This window comes from Nocardioides kongjuensis (assembly GCF_013409625.1).
GTDB classification, from domain to species: domain Bacteria; phylum Actinomycetota; class Actinomycetes; order Propionibacteriales; family Nocardioidaceae; genus Nocardioides; species Nocardioides kongjuensis.
Window position 1 is genome coordinate 5,286,367 of sequence record NZ_JACCBF010000001.1, and the last position, 26,368, is coordinate 5,312,734.

Below are 26,368 nucleotides of genomic sequence, written 5' to 3' on the forward strand. Positions count from 1 at the left end.
GTGCCCGCTCCCACGCTGTCCGACATCGCCCGGCTGCTCGACCGGCGCGGCGAGCTGACCCACGAGCGGGCCGCCGTCCTGCAGCAGGCGGCCGCGGCCGACCGCCCGGAGCGCTACAAGTGCACCCACCCGGAGCTCGCCGGCGCCGGGTGGTCGCACCCGTGGCCGGACGAGGAGATGTACCCGCACGCCTGCTGCCGGCTGCACGAGCACTGCCCGGCGGAGTGGGTCAGGACGTGACCTTCGCCTGGGCGAGCACGTCGGCAGCCGGACCGGCCGCCGGCATCCGGCCCCAGAGCATGAGCAGCAGCTCCGCGGCCGGGGCGGCCAGCTCGACCGGCTCCCCGGCGGCGTCGGGCTCGAGGACCAGCGAGCGGTCCAGGTCGGTGGCGACCAGGCGCACCGGCGCGGGCAGCGGCTCGGTGCGGCCGAGCCGCACCTGGCGGGGGTAGAAGAGCGTCGCGACCTCGTCGACGCCGTCCCAGCCGAGCTCGGGGCTCACCCGCCATTCGGCCGTGCGTGCCTGGGAGTCGAGGGCGTCGTGCAGGTGCATGGTGACCTCGTGGAGCTGGCGCCGCCGCCAGAAGCCGGCCCGCGAGTCGGGGCCGAAGGTCCACACCGGTGCGTCGGGTGCCGTGTGCCGGAGCACCTCGAGCAGACGACCGGCCGCCGCCCGGTAGCCGTCGACCAGCGCATCGCGCTCCAGCCCGGGGGCCGGGGTGTCGCCGTCGGGGGAGTGGTCGGTGACGGCGTGCGTCGCCCAGGCGTGCACCCACCGGGTGTGCTCGCCCAGGTCGGCGAGCGTCCAGCCCGGGCAGGCCGGGACGGGGGCGGCGAGGTCGCCGGTCGCGAGCACGTCCGCGAAGTCGCCGGTGGTCTTCTCCAGCAGGTCGATCCACTCCATGGCGAGATCCTTGCAGGCGCCGACGACGGCGTGCCGCTGGACATATGGATACGCCGTATGCATACTCCGTACTCATGTCCATCAAGCACGGTCTCCTGGCGCTCCTGGCGCCGGGCCCGAAGTACGGCTACCAGCTCAAGGCCGAGTTCGAGGCCACGACCGGGTCGGCCTGGCCGCTGAACATCGGGCAGGTGTACTCGACCCTCCAGCGCCTCGAGAAGGGCGGCCAGATCGAGGCCGACGGGGAGCCGGACGACGACGGGCGCGTGGTCTACGCGCTCACCCCGGCCGGGCGCGAGGAGCTCGCCGGCTGGTTCAGCTCGCCGATCGCGCAGGAGTCGCGCCCGCGCGACGAGCTCGCGATCAAGCTGGCGATGGCGGTGAACACCCCGGGCGTCGATGCGCGCGAGGTGGTGCAGGCCCAGCGCCGCCAGGCGATGAGCTCCCTGCAGTCCCTGACCCGCGTCAAGGCGTCCGTCCCGGACGAGGACCTGGCCCGGGTGATGGTGGTCGACTCGCTGATCTTCGCCGTCGAGGCCGAGGTCAGCTGGCTCGACCGGTGTGAAGCCCGGCTCCGCAAGGCCCGAACCGCAAAGACCCCCGAGAAGGAGGCCGTCCAGTGACCGCCAACCCCGTCCTGGAGATTCGCAACGCCGGCAAGGTGTACGGCGTCGGCGAGACCCTGGTGACCGCCCTGCACGCCGCCACGCTCACCGTGGGCGCGGGCGAGCTGGTCGCCGTACGCGGTGCCTCGGGCTCCGGCAAGAGCACCCTGCTGCACCTGGCCGGCGGCCTCGACGCCCCCAGCTCCGGCGACGTCCTCGTCGAGGGCCAGTCACTGGGCGGCCTGTCCCGCAAGGACCTGGCCCGGCTGCGCCGCCGCTCGATCGGCTACGTCTTCCAGGACCTCAACCTGGTGCCGTCGCTGAGCGCTGCCGAGAACATCGCGCTGCCGCGCGAGCTCGACGGCACCTCGGCCACCGAGGCCCGGACCGAGGCGCTCGCCGCGCTCGAGGAGATCGGGCTGCGCGAGGTCGCCGACCGGTTCCCGGACGAGATGTCCGGCGGCCAGCAGCAGCGGGTCGCGATCGCCCGCGCCCTGATCGGACCGCGGCGCCTGGTGCTCGCAGACGAGCCGACCGGGGCGCTGGACAGCGAGACCGGAGAGGGCGTGCTGCGCCTGCTCCGGGCGCGTTGCGACGCCGGTGCCGCCTGCCTGCTGGTCACCCACGAGCCCCGGCACTCCGCCTGGGCCGACCGCGTGGTGTTCATCAGCGACGGCGCCATCGTCGACGAGACCACCGCCGACGCGCCGGCCGTCCTCGACCTCGGGGCGCTGACGTGAGCGTGTGGAAGCCCGCCCGGCGGATGGCGCGACGCTCGATCCGCCGCAACCTGGCGCGATCGATCCTGATCGCGCTGCTGATCGGGCTGCCGGTCGCGGTGGCCACGTTCAGCGACGTGCTCTACCGGTCGAGCGACTCGCCGGTGGCGTACGCCGAGCGGAACCTCGGCAGCGCCGACGCCAAGCTCGTCGTCACGCCGGCGGAGCGGATCAAGTACTTCGAGCTCGTCTCCGAGTGGAGCGGTGGCTACGACACCGTGGGCGAGCGCGATCCCGCCACGGTCGACCTGGACCGCCTGCTGCCGCCCGGCACCCGGACCGAGGTCGCATCGTCCAACGACGGCGGGGCGTTCCTGCTGCTCCGCAAGGGTGACCGGTACGCCGAGGCGTCGCTCGCCGAGGCCACGATGCCGTCGGCCTTCCAGCCCGATCGCGTGCAGCTGCGTGACGGGAAGTACCCCGGGCCCGGCGAGGTCGCGATCACCCAGGGGGCCGCGGACAAGCTCCGCGTCGGCCCGGGCGACGTCGTCACCGATGATCTGACCGGCACCCGGATCACGGTCAGCGGCGTCGTCCGCGACGAGCAGTGCCTGCGCTGCACCGACGTCTACGCCCAGCCGGGGCAGGAGATCGTCCCGAGGCGCCAGGCTGACGGGCCCTACGACACCACCTCGACCTACCTGGTCGACCTGCCTCCCGGCGTCAGCGCGAACGCACTCGCCCACCGGCTCGCGGAGCACGGGGTCGTGCTCTACCCGCGCGACACCTACGTCCACCGCGACCAGTACCAGGCCTGGGACGAGCCGGTCACCCTCGACCAGGTGCGCGGAGCCGCGCTCACCACCCTGATCGTGGGCCTGGGCCTGCTCGAGGTGATCCTGCTCGCCGGCGCGGCCTTCGCGGTCGGTGCCCGCAAGCAGGTCCGCGACATGGGCCTGATCAGCGCCGGGGGTGCCTCGCCGCGCCAGCTGCGCGCGGTGCTGCTCGTCCAGGGCGCCACGCTCGGCGTGATCGGGACCGTCGGTGGTGTCGCCGTCGGCCTGGTGGTCGCACGGCTCGGCTGGCCGTTGTGGGAGTGGCTGAACGGCTCGACGATCCCGGTCTTCCGGCTCGGCCCGGAGGTGCTGATCGCGGTCGTGGTGGGCGTGCTGTCCGGAGTCCTCGCGGCCGTCGTCCCCGCCATCGGCGCCGCGCGACGTCAGCCTCTGGACGCGCTGTCGGGGAGGTTCCGCATCACCCGGGAGCGATCGCGCCGGGTCGCGCTCGTCGGCGCCCTCGGGATCGGGACCGGCATCGTCCTGGGCCTGGTCGGGAGCGGCATGATGGCCTCCGACTTCGCGGCGTACGCCGACGCGCTCACCACGGCCCGGCTCACGGGGATCTCGCTCCAGCCGCCCAGCCCGACCGTTCCGATCGCCCTCGTCCTCGCCGGGGCGGTCCTCGGCGTTGCCGGCCTGGTGCTCGCGATGCCGTCGCTCCTCGGCCTGCTCGGCAGGTTCGGGGCCCGGCTGCCGCTGCCCGGACGGTTGGCAGTACGCGACGCCGACCGGCACCGGCACCGCACCGGACCGGCGACCAGCGCGATCATGCTGGCCGTCGCCGGCTCGGTGGTCGCGGCCTTCGCGATGACCGGGTCGGCACGGGCCGACGAGGCCCTCTGGTTGCCGGACCAGCCGGAGCACACGATGCGGGTCTACACGCAGTACGGCACCGACCAGGCCGAGAACGCGGCGATCACCAGCGCCGCGGTCGAGCGGGCGGCAGCGGTCCTCCCCGAGGCCCAGGTGCTGGCCCCCTCCGAGCTCGGCTACGCCATCCCGGAGTCCCAGCAGGAGCAGGGCCTGGCGCCGATCCAGCCGATCTGGTTCGACGACCACGTCGGCTGCGACTCCAGTTGCATCACCTACGGAAGCGCCGGCACGGCGGCGATCGCGGACCCGACGCTGGTCCGGCTCACCCTCGGGAGGGACCTGAACGCCGCGGAGCGGGCGGCCCTCGAGCGGGGTGAGGTGCTCGTCACCTCGCCGTCGATGATCGACGCCGACGGCAACGCCACGGCGAGCCTCTTCTACAAGGACGAGGCCGGCTCGGAGGCCAGCTCGGAGGAGGACGCCCCGACGCTCGCGCTGCCCGCCGTCGCTGCGCCGCGCACGACCTTCTACACCTCGCTGCCCGGCGTCTTCATGAGCGCCGAGACGGCCGCCGCGAACGGACTGGTGACCAATCCCGAAGCCACCCGGCTGATCGCCTACGCCTCCGACGCCACGCCGGCGCAGGTGAAGGCCGGGCTCCGCGCTGCGCGGGAGGGACACCGGGCGGGCGCCTCGATCGGTGAGCCGTACCACGACGACCACCGCCTCGGCCTGCTCGTCGTCGGCGGCATCGCCACGCTGGTCACCCTGATCGGCGTCGCCATCGCCGTCGCCCTCTCCGCGGCCGAGGGCCGGCGCGAGCTGGCGACCCTGTCCGCGGTGGGAGCCGATCCCGCCGTACGACGCCGGCTGGCCGGCGCGCAGGCCCTGGTCATCTCGGGGGTCGGCGCTCTGGTCGGGGTGGTGCTCGGGAGCTTCGTGTCCTACGCCCTGCGGGCGACGTTCGGCGCGCCGTCCTTCACGGTGCCCTGGGCGAACCTCGCGGGCGTGGGGCTCGGGGTCCCGGTGCTCGCGGCACTGGTCACGGCGGCGTGCACGCGCTCGCGGGTGCCGATGCTCGAGCGCCGGGCGTGATTCGGGGTTAATCGGTTCGCAGCCGGCGGCCTCTTCGCGGACAATCGACCCTCGTGGGTCATGTGGAGGTCGCCGGCGTCCGGTACGAGCTGCCCGACGGGCGGGTGCTGCTCGACGACGTGTCGTTCCGGGTCGGTGAGGGCGCCAAGGTCGCGCTGGTCGGCGCCAACGGCGCCGGGAAGACCACGCTGTTCCGGATCATCACCGGCGACCTGCAGCCCCACGCCGGCGCGGTGACCCGCTCCGGCGGGCTCGGGGTGATGCGGCAGATGGTGGACCGCGGCCTGGGCGAGGAGCCGACGATCGCCGACCTGCTGCTCGGTCTCGCGCCCGAGCGGGTCCGGCGCGCCGCCGCCGAGGTCGACCGCTGCGAGCTGGCGCTGATGGACACCGACGACGAGGCCACGCAGCTGGCCTACGCGCACGCCCTGGCGGAGTACGCCGACGCGGGCGGGTACGACGTCGAGGTGGTCTGGGACGTGTGCACGGTCAAGGCGCTGGCGCTGCCCTACGACCGGGCGAAGTACCGCGAGCTGCGCACGCTCAGCGGCGGCGAGCAGAAGCGTCTCGTGCTCGAGTACCTCCTCGCCGGACCGGAGGAGGTGCTGCTGCTCGACGAGCCCGACAACTTCCTCGACGTACCCGGCAAGATCTGGCTCGAGCAGCGCATCGCCGCCTCCGACAAGACGATCCTGTTCATCAGCCACGACCGCGAGCTGCTGGCCAACGCCGCCACCCACGTCGTCACCGTCGAGCTCGGCGCGGGCGGCGGGGGCAACAGCGTCTGGACGCACCCGGGCGGCTTCGCGTCGTACCACGAGGCGCGCAAGGACCGCTTCGCCCGCTTCGCCGAGCTGCGTCGTCGCTGGGACGAGGAGCACGCCAAGATCAAGGCCCTGGTGCTGCGGCTGAAGATCAAGGCCGAGTACAACGACGGCATGTCCTCGCAGTACCGGGCGGCGCAGACCCGGCTGCGCAAGTTCGAGGAGGCCGGCCCGCCGACCGAGCAGCCGCGCGAGCAGCAGGTGACGATGCGGCTGTCGGGAGCGCGCACGGGCAAGCGCGCGGTCGTCTGCGAGGAGCTCGAGCTCACCGGGCTGATGAAGCCGTTCGACCTCGAGGTCTGGTACGGCGACCGGCTGGCTGTGCTGGGCTCCAACGGCTCCGGCAAGTCCCACTTCCTGCGGCTGCTCGCCGCGGGCGGCACTGATCCCGACGTCGAGCACCGGCCCGTGGGCGACGTGCCGATCGCACCGGTCGCGCACACGGGCCGGGCCCGGCTGGGTGCGCGGGTGCGGCCCGGCTGGTTCGTGCAGACCCACGAGCACCCCGAGCTGGTCGGACGGACCCTGGTCGAGATCCTGCACCGTGGCGACGGCGTTCCCAACGGTCGGCAGGGGATGGGCCGTGAGCAGGCGAGTCGGGTGCTCGACCGCTACGAGCTCGCGGCCAGCGCCGAGCAGCCCTTCGAGTCGCTGTCGGGCGGGCAGCAGGCCCGCTTCCAGATCCTGCTGCTCGAGCTGTCCGGCGCGACGCTGCTGCTGCTCGACGAGCCGACCGACAACCTCGACGTGCAGTCCGCCGAGGCGCTCGAGGAGGGGCTGGCTGCCTTCGACGGCACCGTCGTCGCGGTCACCCACGACCGGTGGTTCGCCCGCGGGTTCGACCGGTTCTGCGTCTTCGGCGCCGACGGCACGGTCTACGAGTCCGACGGCCCGGTCTGGGACGAGGGACGGGTGGCGCGGGCCCGGTGAGCGACCTGCAGATCACCCAGATCGGTCCCGACGACGAGCCCGGGCTCGCCGCCTGGTCCGCCGTGGTGGCCGCCTCGGAGCGTCACGAGCTCGGAGTGCACGCCACGACGGCCACTGCGCAGGAGCAGGCCGTGCTGGTGCGCGACGCCGGCCGGCAGCGGCGGGTGGTGCTCCTGGCGGGGCGCGTCGGCGGGGAGACCGTCGCTGCCGGCTGGCTGTCGCTGCGCCTGCTCGACAACCTCGACGGCGCCGAGATCGACGTCCACGTCCGTCCCGACGTGCGACGGCGCGGACACGGTTCGCGCATGCTGCGCCGGGTCGAGTCGGTGGCCGCCGCGGCCGGCCGGTCGCGCTTCGACACGCGCGCGCAGTGGCTCGAGGGAGGTCCCGCCGACGGGGCGGGGATGCCCGGGATGGAGTTCGCTCGGGTCCACGGCTACCGCTTCGGCATCGGCGAGGTGCAGCGTGAGTTGCCGCTGCCCGTTGCGGCCGACCACCTCGCGCGGCTCGCCGCCGCGGCCGCACCGCACCACGCGGCGTACCGGATCCGGACCTGGTCCGGCCCGGTGCCCGAGGACCTGGTGGCCGGTTGGCTGGCCGTGTCGACCACCCTGATGACCGAGGCGCCTGCGGGCACGGTCGAGCGCGAGGACCTCACCGCGGACGTCGCGGCGCACCGGGAGGCGGAGGCTGCGCAGGCACGCCAGCGGCGCACCCCCTGGCACGCCGTCGCCCTCGACCCGTCCGGCGAGGTGGTCGCGCAGTCGATGCTGATGGTCCCCGAGCACGACCCGGTCTTCGTCCACCAGTGGGGCACGCTCGTGCGTCGCGACCATCGGGGCCACCGGCTCGGGCTGGCCCTGAAGGTCGCCAACCTGCGTGCCCTGCAGCACGATCTCGACACCGAGGGCCGTCGGGTGGTCACCTGGAACGCCGAGGACAACGGTCCGATGATCGACATCAACGAGCGGCTCGGCTTCGTGGCGACTGCCCGGTCGGCTGACCTGCAGAAGATCGTCGCCCCGCCCCGTTAATCCCTTGGTTCCCGGGCGACGGGATGCAACGGTGGGGGAGTCACCCTCAGTTGCTGCGGAAGGACGACCATGACTGCCAACGGCGCGAACGACGATCTCAAGGCGAAGATGCGCGAGGCCCTCGACCGCAAGAACCACAAGGAGCAGGGCGTCCACGCGGACGGGCCCACCAAGGAGAAGGCCCACGGCTCCGAGGTGGTCGGCGGTGCGCCCAAGATGCACCGCCGCAAGGCTGGGGGCGGCGGCTCCTAGGCCCAGGTCCTAGGAGTCCGAGCCGAGCTTGAGCTCGGTCGTGCTGTCCTTGCCGTCACGCAGGTAGGTCACCTTGACCGTGTCGCCGGGGCGGTAGGCGCGGATCGTCGCGATCAGTGCCTCGCTGCCGTCGATCTGGTGCGAGTCGATCGCGGTGATCACGTCGTCCTGCTTCAAGCCGGCCGCGGCCGCGGCCGAGCCCTTCTCGAGCTGGGCGATGCGGGCTCCGGTGAGCGTCGTGTCGCTCGAGCCCGCCGTACCGGACACGTCGGAGACCTGGATGCCGAGCCGGGCGTGGGTCGGGGTCTCGCCGGCGCGGAGCTGGTCGATGATCGGCAGCACCTCGTCGATCGGGATCGCGAAGCCCAGCCCGATCGAGCCTGCCTCGGCGCCCTGACCGGAGCCGGTCGAGCGGATCGAGGCGTTGATGCCGACCAGCTGGCCGTCCATGTTGACCAGCGGGCCGCCGCTGTTGCCCGGGTTGATGGCCGCGTCGGTCTGGATGGCCGGGTACGCCGTGGCGTTGCCCTGCGCGTCACGCGCGACCTCGACCGGGCGGTCGAGCGCGCTGACGATGCCGCTGGTGACCGTGGCGTCGAGGCCGAACGGCGACCCGATCGCCACCACCTGCTCGCCCACGTCGAGGTTGCTCGACTTGCCGATCGTGATCGGCTTGAGGTCGGAGACGCCCTCGACCTTGACCAGGGCGGTGTCGGTGAGCGGGTCGGTGCCGACCACCGTCGCCCGCACCTTCTTGCCGTTGCTGAACGACACCGTCACCTCGGCCTGGTCGGCTGGGATCTGCCCACCGAGCGTCACCACGTGGTCGTTGGTGAGGATCGTGCCGCTCGTGTCGAGCACGACGCCCGACCCGCTTCCGGCCGCCCCGCCGCCGCTGACCTCGAGGGCCACCACCGACGGCAGGACGGCCGCCGCGACCGACTCCACGCTGCCCGACGCCGGCTTGGGGTTGCCGTTGTCGACCACGGAGAGCGGTGCGGTGGCGGAGCCGCCGGAGCCGCCCGTGGCGTTGTCGTAGATCGCGGCCGTCGCGATCCCCGCCCCGCCGCCGACCACCAGGGCGCCGGTCAGCACCGCCACTGCGAACCCGGACCGGCGCGGACGTCGCTGTGGGGGCGGCGTCTGCCCGAACGGGGCCGGCGGGAACGGGGGCGGCGGCGGCAGCAGCTGGGTCATGCCTCCACTGTGCGAGCGGTCCCTGTGAGCGCCCTGAGTGCGCGTTGAGGACTTCTGATGAGTGGTGCCCGGCGGCGCGGCCCGGTCGGGCTGTAACACGTTGATCACTGCACTTCCCCGCGCCAGTCAGCAGATCTGGGCCATGTGACGGGCGTTTTCTGCTGGGAACGGGCGACCAGTGGCGCGAACCACGTGTTACATCACCCGCCACACGAGCCCCGCGCCAGGACACCGGGCCTCCCCAGAGGGCCTCGGCCTCGAGGTGGTCCACAGGCCGGCCGGACCGTACGGACGCCGGGGCTTCGGGGGCGGATCGTGTCCGGGGTGAACGCTCGGGTCGTAGCACTGATGGGTGCGCAGTGGGGACTGGTCACCAGGCGGCAGGCGATGCGAGCCGGCATGGCCGGGCACCGGATCGACAGCCTGGTTCGCTCAGGAACGTGGGTCGCGGTGCGACGCGGGGTGTACGCCGAAGCGGCGTACGTCGCTGCGCTGACGACGCACGTGCAGCGGCGAGTGCTGGCCGACCGCGCGGTGAGCCTGCGGATCCACGGCCCCCATGCGATGTCCCATCACTCCTCGGCCCACCTCCAGCAGCTGGACGTGCTCCGCGAGCAGGAGCCGCGCACACACATCGGCCGGCCCGGCGTCGCGGGTTCGCACGTGCGCGACGCGGTGCAGTACCACCTGGCGCCGTATGCGTCCGATCAGGTCGTGCACGTCGACGGCGTGCCGGCGCTCGATGGGGCGCGGACGAGCCTCGACATCGCTCGCGAGCACGGCTACCTGCACGGTCTGGTCGCCGCGGACTCGGCCCTCCGGTCGGGTGCGACGCGCGCCGACCTCGAACGAGCGGCGAGTGCGATGACACGGTGGCCGCACGTGAGCGTGGTGAACGATGTCGTCGCTTCCGCATCGCACCTGACCGACTCGATCGCGGAGTCTCTCGGCCGGGACTTCGTCACCGAGCTCGGGTACGGCGTGCCACAGCCGCAGTTCGGCCTCACCGCCGACGGTCGGACCGCGTGGTGCGACCTGCGCCTGGGAAGGCACTTCTTCGAGGTCGACAGCAGGCTGAAGCTGCGCCTCGTGAGCGCAGGCGGCTTCTCCGTGAAGGACCCCGAGGAGACGCTGTGGGAGGAGAAGCTGCGCCAGGACTTCGTCACCGGATTCAAGACCGGCATGTCACGGCTGACCTGGAATGACTTCTTCGGTCGGCAGCGCCGGATGGCGCTCGAGCGCTGTCGGCGCGAGTACCTCGACACCTGTTCCCGCTTCGGCATCGACGCCTCCGACCTCGCGCCGTTCCGTCCACGGCACCCCAAGCCGCGGCTCGTCGTACGACGTGGACCGGTGCTGCCGCCGTGGTCGCCGTGACGGCCGGGGCGCGGGCTGTAACACGTGGTTCGCTGCTCTGCTCGGCGCTTGTCCGCAGGGATGGGCCGGAAAGTGGGCGGATCCTGCTGAGAACCGCCGACCAGTGAGGCGGACCACGTGTTACAGCCCGCCTGGCCGGGCCGCGCCGCCCTCAGACCTGGCGGGCCTGGTCCTCCCAGTACGGCTTGCGCAGCTCCCGCTTGAGGATCTTTCCGGTGGGGTTGCGGGGGAGCGCGGTGATGATGTCGACGGACTTCGGCGCCTTGTAGTGCGCGAGCCGCTCGCGGGTCCACTCGATCAGCTCGGTCTCGGTGGCGTCCGAGCCCTCCTTGAGCGCCACGACGGCCTTGACCGACTCGCCCCACGTCGCATCGGGTACGCCGATCACCGCGACCTCGAGGACACCCGGGTGCTCGGAGAGGACCCGCTCGACCTCGGGGGAGTACACGTTCTCGCCGCCCGTGATGATCATGTCCTTGAGCCGGTCGGAGACGAAGACGTAGCCGCCCTCGTCGACGTGGCCCATGTCGCCGGTGCGGAACCAGCCCTCGGCGGTGATCACCTCGGCGGTGGCCTCGGGCTTGTTGAGGAAGCCCTTCATCAGCTGCGGGGTCTTCAGCCAGATCTCACCGTGCTCACCCACGCCGACGTCCGTCAACGACGCCGGGTCGACGATGCGGACCTCGCACTCCGGCAGCGGCTTGCCGGCCGAGACCAGCCGCTCGGGGTGGCCGGACGACTCGGCGGTGCGGTGGTCCTCGGGCATCAGGTGGGTGGCGACGCCGGCGACCTCGGTCAGGCCGTAGACCTGGATGAAGTCGGTGTCGGGCCAGGCCTGCATCGCGGCGCGCAGCAGCGGCGGCGGCATCGGCGCGGCGCCGTACGTGTAGGTCTTGAGCAGCCCGAAGAGCTTGACCGCGTCGGGGCCGGCCTGCAGCACCTGGGCGAGGACGGCCGGCACCAGGAAGGTGCGGTTGGCGCCGGCCATGATCGCGCCGGCCAGCGAGGCCGCGTCGGGCTCGCGGGTCATCACGCTGGGGATGCCGTCGTGGATGCCGAACAGGACGTAGGACGACCCGCCGACGTGGAAGAGCGGCATCGCCACCATCGACTTGTCGCCGGGCTCGAACCCCCAGCCGTCGTGTCCGTTGATCGTGTGCCGGACCATGTTGCGGTGCGTGAGCATCACGCCCTTGGGCCGCCCGGTCGTGCCGGAGGAGTACATGACCAGGCACACGTCGTCCTCGAGCACGTCGGGCCCGTCGTCGCACGGCGTGGACGAGGCGAGGAACTGCTCGTACTCGTCGTCCTCGCCGCCCTCGGGGGTGACCTCGATGATCTTCTGCACGTTGGGCAGCCGGTCGCGGATCGCCGCGATCGTCGGCATCAGCTCGCGGCCGACGAAGAGCACCTTCGCGCCGGAGTCGTTGACGGCGTAGTCGATCTCGTCGCCGGCCGAGCGCCAGTTGATGATCGCGTTGGCCGCGCCGATCGATCCCGCGGCGAGGCTGATCTCCACGCAGGCCGGGTGGTTCTTGTCGAGGAAGGACACGACGTCGCCGCGCGCGATGCCGAGGTCGCGCAGTCCGCCGGCCGCGCGGTGCACGCGGTCGTGCCACTCCTTCCAGGTCCAGGTGCGGCCGAGGTAGGTCATCGCCTCGGCGTCCGGCGTGGCCTCGGCCCAGTAGTTGAGCCGGTCCTCGACGTAGGTCGGCTCGGGCGGCGTTGCGGGCGGCCAGGCCTTGGTCGGTGCGGTGGTGGACTCCGTCGTCGCGCTCACCTCGCAGATTGTGTCCCAGGTCACAAACCGGCACAACCAGCCGCGCCCCGACACGCCATCCTCCGTTCACCTGCATCGACGAGGATCGAGAGGTGAACCCCCTGCTCCGCGGCGCCGAGGCACCCGCGCCGCGCACGCTCGTCGAGGCCTTCCGGCGCACCGCGGCCGCCCACCCCGACGCGATGGCGCTCGACAGCGGCAACGACACCGTCACCTACGCCGAGTTCGCGGAGGCCGCCGAGGTCGTCGCCCTCGAGCTCGCGGAGCTCGGGATCGGACCGGGGGACAAGGTCGGCGTCCGGCTGCCGTCGGGCACGACCGACCTGTACGTCGCCATCATGGGCGTCCTGTTCGCCGGCGCGGCCTACGTCCCGGTCGACGCCGACGACCCCGAGGAGCGCGCCCGCCTGGTGTTCGGCGAGGCGCAGGTCGCCGCGCTGATCGGCGCGGGCCTGGTCATCGAGTCCCGCCGCGAGGCGGCAGCGCGGGCCCGGCGCGACCCCACGCCGGAGGACGACGCCTGGGTGATCTTCACGTCCGGCTCGACCGGCACCCCCAAGGGCGTCGCGGTCACCCACCGCAACGCCGCGGCCTTCGTCGACGCCGAGTCGCTGATGTTCCTGCAGGACGACCCGGTCGGCCCGGCCGACCGCGTGATGGCCGGCCTCAGCGTCGCGTTCGACGCGAGCTGCGAGGAGATGTGGCTGGCCTGGCGGTACGGCGCCTGCCTGGTCCCCGCGCCCCGCGCGCTGGTGCGCAGCGGCGTCGACGTCGGCCCGTGGCTGACCGCCAACGACATCACCGTCGTCTCCACGGTCCCGACCCTGGTCAGCCTGTGGCCCGACGACGCGCTCGAGCGGGTCCGGCTGCTGATCCTCGGCGGCGAGGCGCTCCCACCCGAGCTGGCCGCTCGCCTGGTCAGGCCCGGTCGCGAGGTGTGGAACACCTACGGCCCCACCGAGGCGACCGTCGTCGCGTGCGGCGCCCTCGTCGACGCCGAGGGGCCGGTGCGGATCGGCCTCCCGCTGGCGGGCTGGGACCTGGTCGTGGTCGACCCGGCGAGCGGCGAGCCCGTCGGGGAGGGCGAGCGCGGCGAGCTGATCATCGGGGGCGTCGGCCTGGCGCGCTACCTCGATTCCGCCAAGGACGCCGAGAAGTACGCGCCCATGCCGACGCTCGGCTGGGAGCGCGCGTACCGCAGCGGCGACATCGTCGTCAACGACCCCGCCGGCCTGCTCTTCGCCGGCCGCGCCGACGACCAGGTCAAGGTCGGCGGGCGCCGGATCGAGCTCGGCGAGATCGACTCCGCGCTGCTCGCGCTGCCCGGGGTGAGCGCGGCCGCGGCCGCCGTGCGCCGCACCAGCACGGGCAACCAGCTCCTCGTCGGCTACGTCACGACCACCGCGGAGTACGACGCTGCTGCGGCCACCGCCCACCTGCGGGCCACGATGCCGGCCGCGCTCGTTCCCCGGCTCGCCGTGGTCGACGACATCCCGACCCGCACCTCCGGCAAGGTCGACCGTGACGCGCTGCCGTGGCCGCTGGCCGCCGCCGACCCCGCGGACGCCGGCCTGCACGGCACCGCGGCCCGGATCGCCGAGGTCTGGCAGAAGGTGATCGGTGCCGCGCCCGACGGCCCGGGGTCCGACTTCTTCGACCTCGGCGGCGGCAGCCTGACCGCCGCGCAGGTGGTCACCCTGCTCCGCGCCGACCACGCCGAGCTGACCGTCGCCGACCTCTACGAGAACCCCACCGTCGACGGCCTGGCCGCGTTCCTCGACTCCCTGGAGCCGAGCGCACTGGCCGAGCAGAGCCGCAAGGTGAAGCCGATCCCGCGCAAGACCCAGGTCGGCCAGGTGCTCGCGGTCCCGTTGCTGCGCGCCCTGGCGGCGCCGCGCTGGATCGCCGGGATCCTCACCCTCGCGCGGCTGGGCCACGACGTCCTCGACGTCGCCTGGCTGCCCGTCGTGCCGTGGTGGGCGCTCGCCCTGCTGCTCGTCGTCCTGGTCAGCCCGCCGGGACGGATGTTCGTGGCCGCCAAGCTCGCCCAGGCGGTGCTCGCGGGGGTGAAGCCGGGGGCGTACCCGCGTGGCGGCAAGGTGCACCTGCGGATCTGGACCGCCGAGCGGCTGGCCGACGAGCTCGGCGCGACCCGGCTCGCCGGGGCGCCGTACATCACCTGGTACGCGCGCCTCCTCGGCGCCAAGGTCGCCCGCGGCGCCGACCTGCACTCGCTGCCGCCCGTCACCGGCCACCTGACCGTCGGCAAGGGCGCCTCGATCGAGCCGGAGGTCGACCTGACCGGGTACTGGATCGACGGCGACACCCTCCACGTCGGCGGCATCCGGATCGGGCGCCAGGCCCGGGTCGGCACCCGGTCCATGCTCTGCCCGGGCGCGGTGGTCGGGGACGGTGCCGAGGTGGCGCCGGGCTCGGCGGTCTTCGGCGAGGTGCCGACCGGGGAGTTCTGGTCCGGGGCACCGGCGGTCCGGATGAGCTCGGTCGCCCGTGGCCCGTGGGCCGAGCGCCCGCCCGCGTCCCGCCGTTCGCTGCGCACCTGGGCGGCGGCGTACGGCGTCGTCGCCGGCCTGCTGTCGTGCCTGCCCGCCGTCGCGGTGCTCGTCGTGGCCGTCCCGGTCCTGCTGCTCGCCGACATCGGCGGCACGACCAGCGCCGGGGACGCGGCCGCCGCGCTCGCGCCGTGGTTGCTGCCCGCCGTGCTCGCCGGCTTCGTGGTCCTGGCCGCCCTCGTCCTCGGCGCCGTGCGGCTCCTCGCCCTCGGCGTGAAGGCCGGGGCGCACCCGCTGCAGAGCCGACCGGCGCTGTGCGTGTGGTCGACGATCCGGGTGCTCGACGAGGCCCGGACCTGGCTGTTCCCGCTCTACAGCTCGCAGCTCACGCCCGGCTGGCTGCGACTGCTCGGCGCGAGGATCGGCAAGGACGTCGAGGCCTCGACCGCGCTGATGATCCCGTCGCTGGTGAGCGTCAGCGACCAGGCCTTCCTCGCCGACGACACGCTGATCGGCGGCTACGAGCTCGGCGGCGGCTGGCTGCGCGCGGAGCGGGTCAAGGTCGGCAAGCGCGCCTTCGTCGGCAACTCCGCGATGGCCGCGCCCGGCCGCAAGGTGCCGAAGCGGTCGCTGGTCGCGGTGCTCTCGGCGGCCCCGGCCCGCGGCACGGTCAAGGCCGGCGAGTCCTGGCTCGGCAGCCCGCCCGCACCCCTGCGCCGTGCCGCCCAGGGATCCGCCGACGAGCGCACCTACGCCCCACCGACCCGGCTCAAGGCCGCCCGTGCCTGCTGGGAGGTCGCCCGGCTGCTGCCCGTCACGCTCGCGGTGTCGCTGCACGTCGCCGTCGTCCTCGCGACCCTCGCGGTGTGGGACCGGTGGGGTGCGCTCGCCGGACTGCTCGTCGTACCGCTCCTGCTGTGGGCGGCCGGCCTCGTCGCCGGCGTGGTCGCGGTGCTCGCCAAGTGGCTGCTCGTCGGCCGGGTCCGCGCCGGGTCGCACCCGCTGTGGAGCTCGTTCGTGTGGCGCAACGAGCTCGCCGACACCTTCGTCGAGGTCGTCGCGACGCCGTGGTTCGCCGGCCTCGCGACGGGCTCGCCGCTGATCGCGGTGTGGTTCAGGGCGTTGGGCGCGAAGGTCGGCCGCGGCGTGTGGTGCGAGTCGTACTGGTTGCCCGAACCCGACCTCGTCGACCTCGGCGATGGCGCGACCGTCAACCAGGGCAGCGTCGTGCAGACCCACCTGTTCCACGACCGGCTGCTCGCCACCGACACCGTCCGGCTGCACCGCGGTGCCACGCTCGGGCCCAACTCGGTGGTGCTGCCTGCGGCGTCGTTGGGCAAGCACGCTACGGTCGGCCCGGTGTCGTTGGTGATGAGGGGGGAGTCGGTGCCGGACAAGACGCGCTGGATCGGCAACCCCATCGGTCCGTGGGCCGAGTGAGATGCCGCACCTGCCCACCGCAGACCCGTACCTGCCCGGCCACGGCGACCCGTCGTACGCCGTGCGGCACTACGACCTCGACCTCGCCTACGTCCCCGACGGCAACCGCCTGACCGGTACGGCGGTCCTCGACCTGGTCGTTCGCGAGCAGACCGCACGCCTGGTCCTCGACCTCGCACACCTGCGGGTGTCGAAGCTGCGGATGGAGGGCGCCCGGGTCAAGAAGTGGTCGGCGCGCGGCCACCGGCTCGTCCTGCAGCTCGACCGCCCGGTCGACGCCGGCACGGAGCTGACGCTGACGGTCGTGTATGGCGGATCGCCGAGGCCCGTCATCGACAAGCACCAGGGTGACGCCGGTTGGGAGGAGCTCGAGGACGGCGTGATCGTCGCGGCCCAGCCGCACGGCGCGCCCACGTGGTTCCCGTGCAACGACCGGCCCGACGACAAGGCGACCTACCGGATCGCCCTCGCCGCGCCCGCCGGCTACACCGTGGTCGCCAACGGCACCCTCGCCGCGCACCAGCGCCGTGCCAGCGGCGAGAGCTGGACCTGGGTGATGGACCGGCCGATGGCGACCTACCTCGCGACCGTCCAGATCGGCCGTTACACCACGACCGAGCACGACGCCCGCACCCGCACCATCGGGCCTCCCGATGCCGACCTGGTCGACTCCTTCGACCAGCAGCCCGCGATGCTCGCCTTCTTCGAGCGCGTCTTCGGGCCCTACCCCTTCGACGCGTACGCCGCCGTGATCACCGACGACGACCTCGAGATCCCCCTCGAGAGCCAGAGCCTGTCGACCTTCGGCCGCAACTTCTGCTCCTCCGACTGGTCCCAGGTCCGGCTGATCGCCCACGAGCTCGCCCACCAGTGGTACGGCAACGCCGTCACCCTGCGTCGCTGGCAGGACATCTGGCTGCACGAGGGTTTCGCCTGCTACGCCGAGTGGCTGTGGTCGGAGGAGAGCGGCGGCCCGCGCACCTGCGACGAATGGGCCCGCCACCACCACGAGCGGCTCGTCGACCTGCCCCAGGACCTGCTCCTCGCGGACCCCGGCCCGGAGCTGATGTTCGACGACCGCGTCTACAAGCGCGGCGCTCTCACCCTCCACGCCCTGCGCGTCGCGGTCGGCGACGACGCCTTCTTCGCCGTCCTGCGCGACTGGGCCTCCTCCCGCGCGGGGGAGTCGGTCACCACCGAGGACTTCCTCGAGCTCGCCTCCGCGCACACGGGTGCCGACGTGGCGGCGCTGCTGCGGCCGTGGCTGTACGACGTCGCTCTGCCGCCCTACCCGCGGGGCTGACGGTCCGCTAGGCGGGCGCCAGGCCAAGCGTCACGAGCTCCTCGCGCAGCGAACAGGCGTCGGTGAACACGATCCCGGCCATCCCGACCGTCCGCGCCGCCTCGACGTTCGACGCCTTGTCGTCGACGAACACCAGCTGCTGCGGCGCGAGGCCGGAGCGCTGTGCGGCGAGCAGGTAGATCCGCGGGTCGGGCTTGGCGATGCCCTCGGTGCCCGAGACGACGACGTGGTCGAGCAGGTCGAGGAGCTCGAAGCGTCCGGCGGCATGGGCGTGGTAGAGCTCGTGGGACCAGTTGGTCAGGCCGCACTGGGGCACACCGGCGGCGTGCAGGTCGCGCACGACGGCGACGGACGCGGGGAGCTCGGTCAGCGCGGCGGCGAAGTTCCGGTGGTAGGCGCGGGCGTGCGCCGACCACTCCGGGTGGGTGCGGTCGAGCTCGGCGAGCGCCTCGGCCCAGGGCCGCCCGGCGTCGCAGGCGTGGTTCCAGGAGCCGAAGTCGAACTCGGTGAGGAACCGGTGCGCCTCGGCCTCGCCGACCCCCGCGGCCACCGCGTCGAGCGGGCGCCAGTCGATGAGGACGTTGCCCAGATCCCACACGACCCCGACCACTGCGGTGGTCGGGGTCGGGTCACGATGCATCTGCGGGGGCGTGGTCAGGCCCAGCGCTCCTCGGCGGGAACGAAGGTCAGGCCGCGGTCGCCGGTGTAGATCTGCTTCGGGCGGGCGATCTTCTGCTCCTTGTCGCCGGTCAGCTCCAGCCACTGCGCGAGCCAGCCGGGGGTGCGACCGATGGCGAACAGGACCGTGAACATCTCGGGCGGGAACTCGAGCGCCTCGTAGATCAGGCCGGAGTAGAAGTCGACGTTGGGGTAGAGGCGCCGCTTGACGAAGTACTCGTCCTCGAGCGCGATCTTCTCCAGCTCCTGGGCGACCTCGAGCAGCGGGTTGACCCCGGTGACCTCGAAGACGTCGTCGCAGGCCTTCTTGATGATCTTGGCGCGCGGGTCGTAGTTCTTGTAGACCCGGTGGCCGAAGCCCATCAGGCGCTCTTCGCCGTTCTTCACGCCCTCGATGAAGGCGGGGATGTTGTCCTTGGTGCCGATCCGGCGCAGCATCCGCAGCACCGCCTCGTTGGCGCCGCCGTGCAGCGGGCCGAAGAGGGCGCCGATGCCGGCGGCCACGGCGGAGTACGGGTCGACCTGCGAGGAGCCGACCGAGCGGACCGCGTTGGTCGAGCAGTTCTGCTCGTGGTCGGCGTGCAGGATGAAGAGCACGTCGAGCGCCTTCACGATGCGCGGGTCGCCGGCGTACTTCGACTCGCTCATCTTGAACAGCATCGAGAGGAAGTTCTCGGCGTACGACAGCTCGTTGTCCGGGTAGACGTACGGCTTGCCCTGCGCGTGGCGGAAGGCCCAGGCCCCTAGCGTCGGCATCTTGGCGATCATCCGGACGATCTGGATGTGCCGGTTCTCCGGGTCCTCGATGCGGGCGGACTCCGGGTAGAACGTCGAGAGGGCCCCCACCGACGCCATCAGCATCCCCATCGGGTGCGCGTCGTAGCGGAAGCCCTCCATGAAGCCCTTCACGTTCTCGTGCACGAACGTGTGGTAGGTGATCTCGTGCACCCAGGCGTCGTACTGCTCCCTGGTGGGCAGCTCGCCGTGGATGAGGAGGTACGCCACCTCGAGGAAGTTGGACTTCTCGGCGAGCTGCTCGATCGGGTACCCGCGGTACTCGAGGATGCCCTTGTCGCCGTCGATGTAGGTGATGGCGCTTCGACAGGAGGCCGTGTTCACGAAGCCCGGGTCGTAGGTGGCGAGGCCCGGCTCGTCGTCGTTGAGCTTGATCTGCCCGAGGTCGGCGGCCTTGATGGTGCCGTCGGTGATCGGGATCTCGTACTCCGCGCCGGTGCGGTTGTCGCGTACGGTGAGAGAGTCAGTCACCCTTGCAACCTAGTCGCCCACGTCACCGTGCCAAAAGGCGGTGTCCCGAAGCGTGGTTCCGGGGCCCGGGATTTGCCCGTCGGTGACGCAGCACCGTAGCCTTGCAGGTCGCGTCTTCTGCCGCTTCGTACGCCGCCCTCCGGGCCGGTCGTCGGGGCAGACCCGGATCGCTCACGGATCGTCGAGAGACGAGCGTGCGTGGGCCGGGCTGAGTTCGTCAGGAGACGTCGCCCGAGCGGCCCACCCGGACCGTGACGGCACACCCGGGCGGCGACCGTCGTGCGGGCAACGAACTAGCAAGGAGGGTACGCACCATGCGCACCTACGCTCCGAAGCCCGGCGACGTCGAGCGCGCCTGGCTCGTGATCGACGCGACCGACGTCGTCCTCGGTCGCCTGGCTGTCACCGCCGCCAACCTGCTGCGCGGCAAGCACAAGGCGATCTTCGCTCCGAACGCCGACACCGGTGACTACGTCATCGTCATCAACGCCGACAAGGTCGCCCTGTCCGGCAACAAGCGTGCCGACAAGATGGTCTACCGCCACTCGGGCTTCCCGGGTGGTCTGACCGCGACCCCGATCGGCGAGGTCCTCGACAAGGACGCCCGCAAGGCCGTCGAGAAGGCCGTGTGGGGCATGCTGCCGAAGAACCGTCTCGGCCGGCAGATGATCAAGAAGCTGAAGGTCTACAGCGGCCCGGCTCACCCGCACCAGGCCCAGAAGGCCGTCCCCTACGAGATCTCCCAGATCTCCCAGTGACTTCTCGACAGATCTGAACGGACTGAGGACTAATCAATCGTGACTGAGAACACCACCGAGGTCGAGGAGACCTTCGAGACCGACGAGCAGGGTGTCGCCTACACCAGCGAGACCGCTCCGTCGGCCGTCGCCGACAACCGCCCCGTGACCGTCGCCCCCGGCGCGGCCACCGGTCGCCGCAAGGAGGCCGTCGCCCGCGTGCGCATCGTCCCCGGCACCGGCAACTGGACCATCAACGGTCGGACCATCGAGGACTACTTCCCCAACAAGCTGCACCAGCAGGTCGTCAACGAGCCGTTCGCGGCTCTCGGCCTCGAGGGCCGCTTCGACGTGATCGCCCGCATCCACGGCGGCGGCATCACCGGTCAGGCCGGCGCCCTGCGCCTCGGCGTGGCCCGCTCCCTCAACGGGGTCGACGTCGAGGCCTACCGCCCGACGCTGAAGAAGGCCGGTCTGCTGACCCGCGACGCCCGTGCGACCGAGCGCAAGAAGGCCGGTCTCAAGAAGGCCCGCAAGGCTCCGCAGTACTCGAAGCGCTGATCTCTCCGGAGATCTCACGACAGGGCCACGCACCGCAGCCGCGGTCCGTGGCCCTGTCGCCATTTCCAACCGAATTCCACCGAACAACCGCAGGGGGAGCACGTGCCGCGCATCTTCGGGACCGACGGCGTCCGTGGCCTGGCCAACGACAAGCTGACGGCCGAGCTGGCCGTCGACCTGGGCAGCGCCGCGGCCCGGGTGCTGGTCGAGCACGGCGGCTACAGCCGCCCCCGCCCGCTCGCCGTGGTCGGTCGTGACACCCGGATCTCCGGGCAGTTCCTCGAGCACGCCGTGGTCGCGGGCCTCGCCTCGGCCGGGGTCGACGTGCTGCGCCTGCGGGTGCTGCCGACGCCGGGCGTCGCCTACTTCACCGACGCGCTCGGCGCCGACGTCGGCGTCGTCATCAGCGCCTCCCACAACCCGATGCCCGACAACGGCATCAAGTTCCTCGCCCGCGGCGGCGTCAAGCTCGACGACGCCCTCGAGCGCGAGATCGAGGCGCTCCTGGGCCAGGACTGGGACCGGCCCACGGGTGCGTCCGTGGGCCGCGTGACGCCGTACGGACCCACCGTCAAGGAGTACGTCGACCACCTGGTCCGCACCCTCGACGCCCCGATGGGCAAGCCGCTCGCCGGGCTCAAGCTGGTCCTCGACTGCGCCCACGGGGCCGCCAGCGAGGTCGGCCCGCGCGCGCTCACCGCGGCCGGCGCCGAGGTCGTCACCATCGGTGCCTCGCCCGACGGCCTCAACATCAACGACGGCTGCGGCTCCACGCACCTCGAGCCGCTGCGCAAGGCCGTGCTCGAGCACGGTGCCGACGCCGGCTTCGCGGTCGACGGCGACGCCGACCGCTGCCTGGCCGTCGACCACACCGGCGAGGTCGTCGACGGCGACCAGATCATGGGCATCCTCGCCCTCGCCCTGCGCGAGGCGGGCGGCCTGGTCGACGACACGCTCGTCGCCACCGTGATGAGCAACCTCGGCCTGCTCCAGGCGATGGAGCAGGCGGGCATCGACGTCGTGCAGACCGCCGTCGGTGACCGCTACGTCCTCGACGAGATGCGCCGCGGCGGGTTCAGCCTCGGTGGCGAGCAGTCCGGTCACGTCATCATGCGCGAGCACGCCACCACCGGCGACGGCATCCTCACCGCACTCCACGTCGCCCGCCGGATGGCCACCACCGGTCGTTCGCTGCGTGAGCTCGCCGGCGTGATGACGCGCCTCCCGCAGGTGCTCGTCAACGTCGCCGGCGTCGACCGCGCCCGCACGGACGACCCGGCGCTGCTCGAGGCCGTGGCCGGCGCCGAGGCCGAGCTCGGCACGTCCGGCCGGGTGCTGCTGCGCCCCTCGGGCACCGAGCCGCTGGTCCGGGTGATGGTCGAGGCCCCCACCGCCGAGCAGGCCGACGCGGTCGCGCAGCGGCTCGCGGACGTCGTACGGGAGCGCCTGGCGCTCTGAGCGGGTTGCCCGGGGTGACGACCCGTTGCGCCTGACTGGCAAGGTGTCACCATGAGTGCCCCCTCGCTGGCCATCGAAGGCCTCACCAAGCAGTTCGGTGCGGTCCGCGCGGTCGACGACCTGACGTTCACCGTGCGGCCGGGTGTGGTCACCGGCTTCCTCGGCCCGAACGGCGCAGGGAAGACGACGACGCTGCGGATGCTGCTCGGCCTGACCAGGCCGAGCGCGGGCCGGGCGCTGGTGGGCGACAGGGAGTACGCCGCCCACCCGCGGCCCGGACGTGTCGTCGGGGCCGCACTGGAGGCGTCGAGCTTCCACCCGGGGCGCACCGGCCTGGCCCACCTCGAGGTGTTCGCGCCGCAGGTGGGGGTCTCCCGCAACCGCTGCCGGCAGCTGCTCGAGGCGGTCGGCCTCGACCACGCGGCCAAGCAGCGGGTCGGCAAGTACTCCCTGGGCATGCGCCAGCGCCTCGGCCTGGCGACCGCGCTGCTCGCGGACCCGCCGGTCATCGTCCTCGACGAGCCGACCAACGGGCTCGACCCCGAGGGCATCGTGTGGATCCGCCGGCTGCTGCGGCAGTTCGCCGGCGAGGGGCGCACGGTGCTCGTGTCCAGCCACCTGCTGCGCGAGGTCGAGGCCAGTGTCGACGAGGTGGTGGTCATCGCCGAGGGCCGGCTGCGGCACGCCTCGACGCTCGCCGAGCTGCGCACCCGGGCCACGCCGGCGGCGTACGTCGCCGGACCGCGCCCCGAGGCCCTCGCCGCTCTCGCGGCCGACCGTGGCTGGGTGGCCACCGCGAACGGCGACGGGCTGGTCGTCGACGGTGCGACCGCGGCCGAGGTGGGTGCCGCAGCGCACGCGGCCGGGATCGAGCTGCACGAGCTGGTCCGCCGCGACGTCGACCTGGAGGCGCTCTTCTTCGAGCTCACCCGGCCGGAGGCGGAGCGATGAGGGCGGCGCTGCTGGCGGAGTACCGCAAGCTCGTCACCACCCGGATCTGGTGGCTGATGCTCGTCGTGATGGTCGGCTACCTCGCCTTCATCGGCGTCGCCGTCGCTGCCTCCTTCGTCTTCGTCCCCGACGGCGCCGAGGCGCCGCTCGTGGGGGAGGACGCGGCGCGGGCGACGTACGCCCTCGTCAACGGCGTCGGCTACGTCTTCCCCCTGGTGATCGGCAGCCTCGCGATGACCACCGAGTTCCGGCACAAGACCATCACGCAGAGCCTCCTCGTCGAGCCGGACCGCACGAGGTTCCTGCTGGCCAAGCTGGCCTCCGTCGTCCCGATCGGGCTGGTGGCCGGCCTCCTCGGCCAGGGCGCCGTGGTCGCCGGCGGGGCCCCGCTGCTCGCCGCGCAGGGCGACGGCGCCTTCCTCGGCGACGGCGACGTGCTGTCCGGGCTGGCGCTCGGCGTGGTCGTCGTGGCGCTGTGGGCCGTCATCGGCGTCGCCTTCGGCAGCTTGGTGCCCAACCAGGTCGCCGCGATCGTGGTCATCCTCGCGTTCACCCAGTTCGTCGAGCCGATCGCCCGGCTCGGGCTCGGCCAGGTCGACGCGCTCGCCGGCGCCGCCGCCTACCTGCCCGGTGGCGCCGCCGACTCGCTCATCGGCGCATCCTTCCTCGGCAGCACCGGCACCGTCGACCTGCTGCCGCGGTGGGCGGCGGCCCTGGTGCTGGTGGGGTACGCCGCCGGGTTCGCGGTGATCGGCAGGCTGACCACCCTGCGTCGTGACATCGGCTGAACCGGAGACCTCCTCGCCCTTAGGCTGACCTCGGGTCTCGGGACGACCTCGTGGGGGATGGCATGGCGAGACTGCGGGCATGGGCCCTGGGGACCGCAGGTGTGCTGGTCGGGAGCCTGCTGGCGGTGCTGGGGACCGCGGGTTCTGCGGGCGCCGCGGCCGCGCCGTGCACCGGTGCGGTGCCGCCGGGCCTGACGCGCTTCGTCTGGGACGGGAGCACCGGCAACGGTCGTTGGGACACAGCGACGAACTGGACCGTCGAGGGCGTGGCCGACAACGACGGCAAGCCGAACTACTTCGGGACGCCGGCCAGCGACGACAGCACGACGGGCTACGTGTGCATCCCGTCGGGCAGCGGCACCATCAGCCTCGACGGGACGGTCAACGTGCACGTGATCGCCTTCGTCGTCGGTTCCGACACCACCCTCGACGCTACGGGGAACGCGCGCATCTGGGTCTACGGCCACACGGATCCCGCCAAGGACTTCGACTCCTCGATCGCGGCGACTGCCAGGGTCAGCCTGCGGAATGCGACGCTCGGTGGGCCCGGGGCGATCGACGTCGCCGGAACCGTCGAGTGGGGGCGTGCGGGCAGCGGTGTCTCGACGCTCGACAACGACCTGTGCGCCTTCCTCCAAGGAATGGGGCAGGCGGTCCAGGCATGCTCGGGCATCGCGGTGTCGGGCGTCCTGAGCGTCCAGTCGGGGGGCCTGCTCGAGGTCGGGGGCCGCGGCGTCAACCTCTTCGACGGCTACTCCGTCGACGTCCAGTCGGGTGGTCGCCTCAGGATCTCCGGATCCGGGTACGTCGCCGCCGACCGCGACACCGCGATCACGATCGAGTCCGGCGGAACCCTCGAGCTGGCGGGCGACGCCAGCGTGTTCGAGGGCAAGACCAACAACCCCCTCGACACCGACCTGGCCGCGCTGACCAACAACGGGACCGTGGTCAAGTCGGCCGGCACCGGGGCGAGCGCCCTCAACGTCGACTACACGGGCAGCGGGAAGGTCGACGTGCGCACCGGCGGCCTCAGCATCGCCGGCACCGCGCCGATCACCGGCGACCTGCGCGCCGGCGCGCGCCTCGGTACGGCGTCCTGCGGTGACCCCGGCCCGGCGAGCGACGCCGCCCGCCCGTGCCTGCCCGCCACCAGCGCCAAGGACCCCCAGGTCGCCGTGCTGTCGCCGCAGCAGGCCGTGTCCGGCGTCGTGCTCCAGGAGGGGGCGGTCCCTGCGGCGAACGGGGACCTCCAGCCCGCCGTCAGCATCGCGGCCCCGGCCGTGCCGAGCACGCTCTACCTCGAGCTGCAGGACTCCCGGCCCGCGGCGGAGCTGACGGTCTTCCGGTCCCGCCCCGGGCTCCAGCAGCGGATCCCGCTGTGCGGTGCCGGGGGAACGCTGCCGGCCGGTGTCAGCGCCTGCATCGTCGGGCGCCGCGGCTCCGGCGGGCGCTCCCAGCTCGAGGTCGTCACGACCGACCCCAGCGGCCTGTGGAGCCTGCGTCCCTCGGCGGTCGACTTCGTGCGCCTGGTCGACCCGCTGGTCGGTGCCCGCGAGGGTTGCGCGGTCAGCCAGCCGTCGTACCCGTTCGTCGCCCGGGAGCAGGTCCGGCTGCTGCAGGGCGGCGGCTACGCGCTCTACTTCTCCGCCACGGAGACCGCCGCGACCGCCGGGGCGCCGGTTCTCACCGGTGTCGCCGGGCCCGGCGTCACGCAGGTGCCGATCCCGGTGACGGGCAACGGCTGGGTCGCGGTCGTCGCGACGGGCGTCAACGGACAGCCCGAGTCGACCGGGTCGTTCCGGGTGGTCGCCACACCGGCCGTGAGCTTCCGCAAGCGCAGCCGCGCGGCGGTCGCCGGCCGGCCGTTCGTGATCGAGGGCCGGGTCAAGCCGAAGGGGCGTCGTACCGTCGACCTGTACGCCGTCCGTGTCACCGGCAGCAGCGGGATCCTGGCCCGCACCAAGGTCCACGTGCGTACCGACAGGAAGGGCCGGTTCCGCGTCGTCCACCGGCCGAGCAGGGCCGGGCGCTGGGTGTACGCCGTCCAGGTGCGCGGCAAGGGCGCGCTGAGCACGGCGATGTCGCGGCAGGCCGTCCGGGTCAGCGTCCGCGCGCCCGCCCCGGCCCCGGCGCCGACCGTGGTCCGCAACGTCCGGGCCGCCGAGACCACCACGACCGCACCGTCGGCGCCGTCCCCCGGGGCCGAGCCGCCGGTCGACCCGCTGGACCTGATCGGCCCCTTCTACCCGGGCCGGGTGCAGCGGGCCGCCGCGGCCTGCCGGTTCCAGGTCGCCCGGTGAGGTGCCG

The 26,368-nt window shown here is 72.8% G+C and carries 21 protein-coding genes; 16 read left to right on the plus strand and 5 right to left on the minus strand.

Going from position 1 to position 26,368, the window contains the following annotated elements; genetic code table 11:
* Positions 1–240: a hypothetical protein gene (locus BJ958_RS25420; RefSeq protein WP_179729554.1), complete on the plus strand. Its 240-nt coding sequence runs from the start codon at positions 1–3 to the stop codon at positions 238–240.
* On the opposite strand, the gene BJ958_RS25425 is transcribed toward BJ958_RS25420, so the two are convergent.
* Positions 230–904 (minus strand): maleylpyruvate isomerase N-terminal domain-containing protein, encoded by a 675-nt coding sequence (locus BJ958_RS25425; protein WP_179729555.1) that lies wholly within the window; start codon positions 902–904, stop codon positions 230–232. The genes BJ958_RS25420 and BJ958_RS25425 overlap by 11 nt on opposite strands.
* A gap of 74 nt (positions 905–978) precedes the next feature.
* Here BJ958_RS25425 and BJ958_RS25430 point away from each other — a divergent pair, with 74 nt between their 5' ends.
* The 6 genes from BJ958_RS25430 (at position 979) to BJ958_RS25455 (ending at position 8,015) form a co-directional block, all read left to right on the plus strand.
* Positions 979–1,527: a PadR family transcriptional regulator gene (locus BJ958_RS25430; protein ID WP_179729556.1), complete on the plus strand. Its 549-nt coding sequence runs from the start codon at positions 979–981 to the stop codon at positions 1,525–1,527.
* Positions 1,524–2,249, plus strand: coding sequence for an ATP-binding cassette domain-containing protein (locus BJ958_RS25435; RefSeq protein ID WP_179729557.1), 726 nt, complete (start codon positions 1,524–1,526; stop codon positions 2,247–2,249). Before BJ958_RS25430 ends, BJ958_RS25435 begins: the two co-directional genes overlap by 4 nt.
* A complete protein-coding gene (locus BJ958_RS25440) occupies positions 2,246–4,975 on the plus strand; it encodes an FtsX-like permease family protein (RefSeq protein ID WP_179729558.1) in 2,730 nt (909 codons plus the stop codon). Before BJ958_RS25435 ends, BJ958_RS25440 begins: the two co-directional genes overlap by 4 nt.
* Positions 4,976–5,028: 53 nt before the next feature.
* Entirely contained in the window at positions 5,029–6,729 is a 1,701-nt protein-coding gene (locus BJ958_RS25445) for an ATP-binding cassette domain-containing protein (protein WP_179729559.1), read from the plus strand.
* A complete protein-coding gene (locus BJ958_RS25450) occupies positions 6,726–7,763 on the plus strand; it encodes a GNAT family N-acetyltransferase (protein ID WP_179729560.1) in 1,038 nt (345 codons plus the stop codon). The genes BJ958_RS25445 and BJ958_RS25450 overlap by 4 nt, the downstream gene beginning before the upstream one ends.
* Positions 7,764–7,832: 69 nt before the next feature.
* Positions 7,833–8,015: a DUF5302 domain-containing protein gene (locus BJ958_RS25455; RefSeq protein ID WP_141800140.1), complete on the plus strand. Its 183-nt coding sequence runs from the start codon at positions 7,833–7,835 to the stop codon at positions 8,013–8,015.
* A 9-nt stretch (positions 8,016–8,024) separates the two neighbouring features.
* Here the strand turns inward: BJ958_RS25455 and BJ958_RS25460 are convergent, their stop codons facing one another.
* Positions 8,025–9,212, minus strand: a complete 1,188-nt coding sequence (locus BJ958_RS25460) for a S1C family serine protease (protein WP_179729561.1) — start codon at positions 9,210–9,212, stop codon at positions 8,025–8,027.
* Between the two features lie 324 nt (positions 9,213–9,536).
* Here BJ958_RS25460 and BJ958_RS25465 point away from each other — a divergent pair, with 324 nt between their 5' ends.
* Entirely contained in the window at positions 9,537–10,589 is a 1,053-nt protein-coding gene (locus BJ958_RS25465) for a type IV toxin-antitoxin system AbiEi family antitoxin domain-containing protein (RefSeq protein WP_179729562.1), read from the plus strand.
* Between the two features lie 151 nt (positions 10,590–10,740).
* On the opposite strand, the gene BJ958_RS25470 is transcribed toward BJ958_RS25465, so the two are convergent.
* Positions 10,741–12,369: a long-chain-fatty-acid--CoA ligase gene (locus tag BJ958_RS25470; RefSeq protein ID WP_179729563.1), complete on the minus strand. Its 1,629-nt coding sequence runs from the start codon at positions 12,367–12,369 to the stop codon at positions 10,741–10,743.
* Positions 12,370–12,461: 92 nt separating this feature from the next.
* On the opposite strand from BJ958_RS25470, the gene BJ958_RS25475 reads away from it, so the two are divergent.
* Complete coding sequence (locus BJ958_RS25475) at positions 12,462–16,319, plus strand: Pls/PosA family non-ribosomal peptide synthetase (protein WP_343052805.1); 3,858 nt, start codon at positions 12,462–12,464, stop codon at positions 16,317–16,319.
* A 1-nt stretch (position 16,320) separates the two neighbouring features.
* Positions 16,321–17,622, plus strand: a complete 1,302-nt coding sequence (locus BJ958_RS25480; protein WP_179729565.1) for a M1 family metallopeptidase — start codon at positions 16,321–16,323, stop codon at positions 17,620–17,622.
* 7 nt (positions 17,623–17,629) lie between these two features.
* Here the strand turns inward: BJ958_RS25480 and BJ958_RS25485 are convergent, their stop codons facing one another.
* Positions 17,630–18,262, minus strand: coding sequence for an HAD family hydrolase (locus BJ958_RS25485; protein ID WP_179729566.1), 633 nt, complete (start codon positions 18,260–18,262; stop codon positions 17,630–17,632).
* A 14-nt stretch (positions 18,263–18,276) separates the two neighbouring features.
* On the minus strand, positions 18,277–19,566 hold the full coding sequence (locus tag BJ958_RS25490; RefSeq protein WP_179729567.1) for a citrate synthase: 1,290 nt from the start codon (positions 19,564–19,566) through the stop codon (positions 18,277–18,279).
* A 314-nt stretch (positions 19,567–19,880) separates the two neighbouring features.
* Between BJ958_RS25490 and rplM the strand changes: the two genes are divergently transcribed.
* The 6 genes from rplM (at position 19,881) to BJ958_RS25520 (ending at position 26,361) form a co-directional block, all read left to right on the plus strand.
* Positions 19,881–20,324, plus strand: a complete 444-nt coding sequence (gene rplM / locus BJ958_RS25495) for a 50S ribosomal protein L13 (RefSeq protein WP_141800134.1) — start codon at positions 19,881–19,883, stop codon at positions 20,322–20,324.
* A gap of 39 nt (positions 20,325–20,363) precedes the next feature.
* Positions 20,364–20,864 carry a 30S ribosomal protein S9 gene (gene rpsI, locus BJ958_RS25500; RefSeq protein WP_179729568.1) on the plus strand — a complete coding sequence of 167 codons (501 nt, stop codon included), beginning with the start codon at positions 20,364–20,366 and terminating at the stop codon, positions 20,862–20,864.
* A gap of 102 nt (positions 20,865–20,966) precedes the next feature.
* A complete protein-coding gene (gene glmM / locus BJ958_RS25505; protein WP_179729569.1) occupies positions 20,967–22,322 on the plus strand; it encodes a phosphoglucosamine mutase in 1,356 nt (451 codons plus the stop codon).
* Between the two features lie 51 nt (positions 22,323–22,373).
* The gene (locus BJ958_RS25510; protein ID WP_179729570.1) at positions 22,374–23,273 is read left to right on the plus strand and encodes an ABC transporter ATP-binding protein; all 900 of its coding nucleotides are present in this window, start codon (positions 22,374–22,376) and stop codon (positions 23,271–23,273) included.
* Positions 23,270–24,061: an ABC transporter permease gene (locus BJ958_RS25515; protein WP_179729571.1), complete on the plus strand. Its 792-nt coding sequence runs from the start codon at positions 23,270–23,272 to the stop codon at positions 24,059–24,061. Before BJ958_RS25510 ends, BJ958_RS25515 begins: the two co-directional genes overlap by 4 nt.
* A 62-nt stretch (positions 24,062–24,123) precedes the next feature.
* Positions 24,124–26,361 (plus strand): hypothetical protein, encoded by a 2,238-nt coding sequence (locus BJ958_RS25520; RefSeq protein WP_179729572.1) that lies wholly within the window; start codon positions 24,124–24,126, stop codon positions 26,359–26,361.
* Positions 26,362–26,368: the final 7 nt, after the last annotated feature.

Coding starts and splice junctions, on each gene's coding strand:
- BJ958_RS25455 (WP_141800140.1), top strand. CDS start 7,833: ATGACTGCCAACGGCGCGAACGACGATCTCAAGGCGAAGATGCGCGAG.
- rplM (WP_141800134.1), top strand. CDS start 19,881: ATGCGCACCTACGCTCCGAAGCCCGGCGACGTCGAGCGCGCCTGGCTC.
- BJ958_RS25425 (WP_179729555.1), bottom strand. CDS start 904: ATGGAGTGGATCGACCTGCTGGAGAAGACCACCGGCGACTTCGCGGAC.
- BJ958_RS25430 (WP_179729556.1), top strand. CDS start 979: ATGTCCATCAAGCACGGTCTCCTGGCGCTCCTGGCGCCGGGCCCGAAG.
- BJ958_RS25485 (WP_179729566.1), bottom strand. CDS start 18,262: ATGCATCGTGACCCGACCCCGACCACCGCAGTGGTCGGGGTCGTGTGG.
- BJ958_RS25520 (WP_179729572.1), top strand. CDS start 24,124: ATGGCGAGACTGCGGGCATGGGCCCTGGGGACCGCAGGTGTGCTGGTC.
- BJ958_RS25460 (WP_179729561.1), bottom strand. CDS start 9,212: ATGACCCAGCTGCTGCCGCCGCCGCCCCCGTTCCCGCCGGCCCCGTTC.
- BJ958_RS25510 (WP_179729570.1), top strand. CDS start 22,374: ATGAGTGCCCCCTCGCTGGCCATCGAAGGCCTCACCAAGCAGTTCGGT.
- BJ958_RS25480 (WP_179729565.1), top strand. CDS start 16,321: ATGCCGCACCTGCCCACCGCAGACCCGTACCTGCCCGGCCACGGCGAC.
- BJ958_RS25515 (WP_179729571.1), top strand. CDS start 23,270: ATGAGGGCGGCGCTGCTGGCGGAGTACCGCAAGCTCGTCACCACCCGG.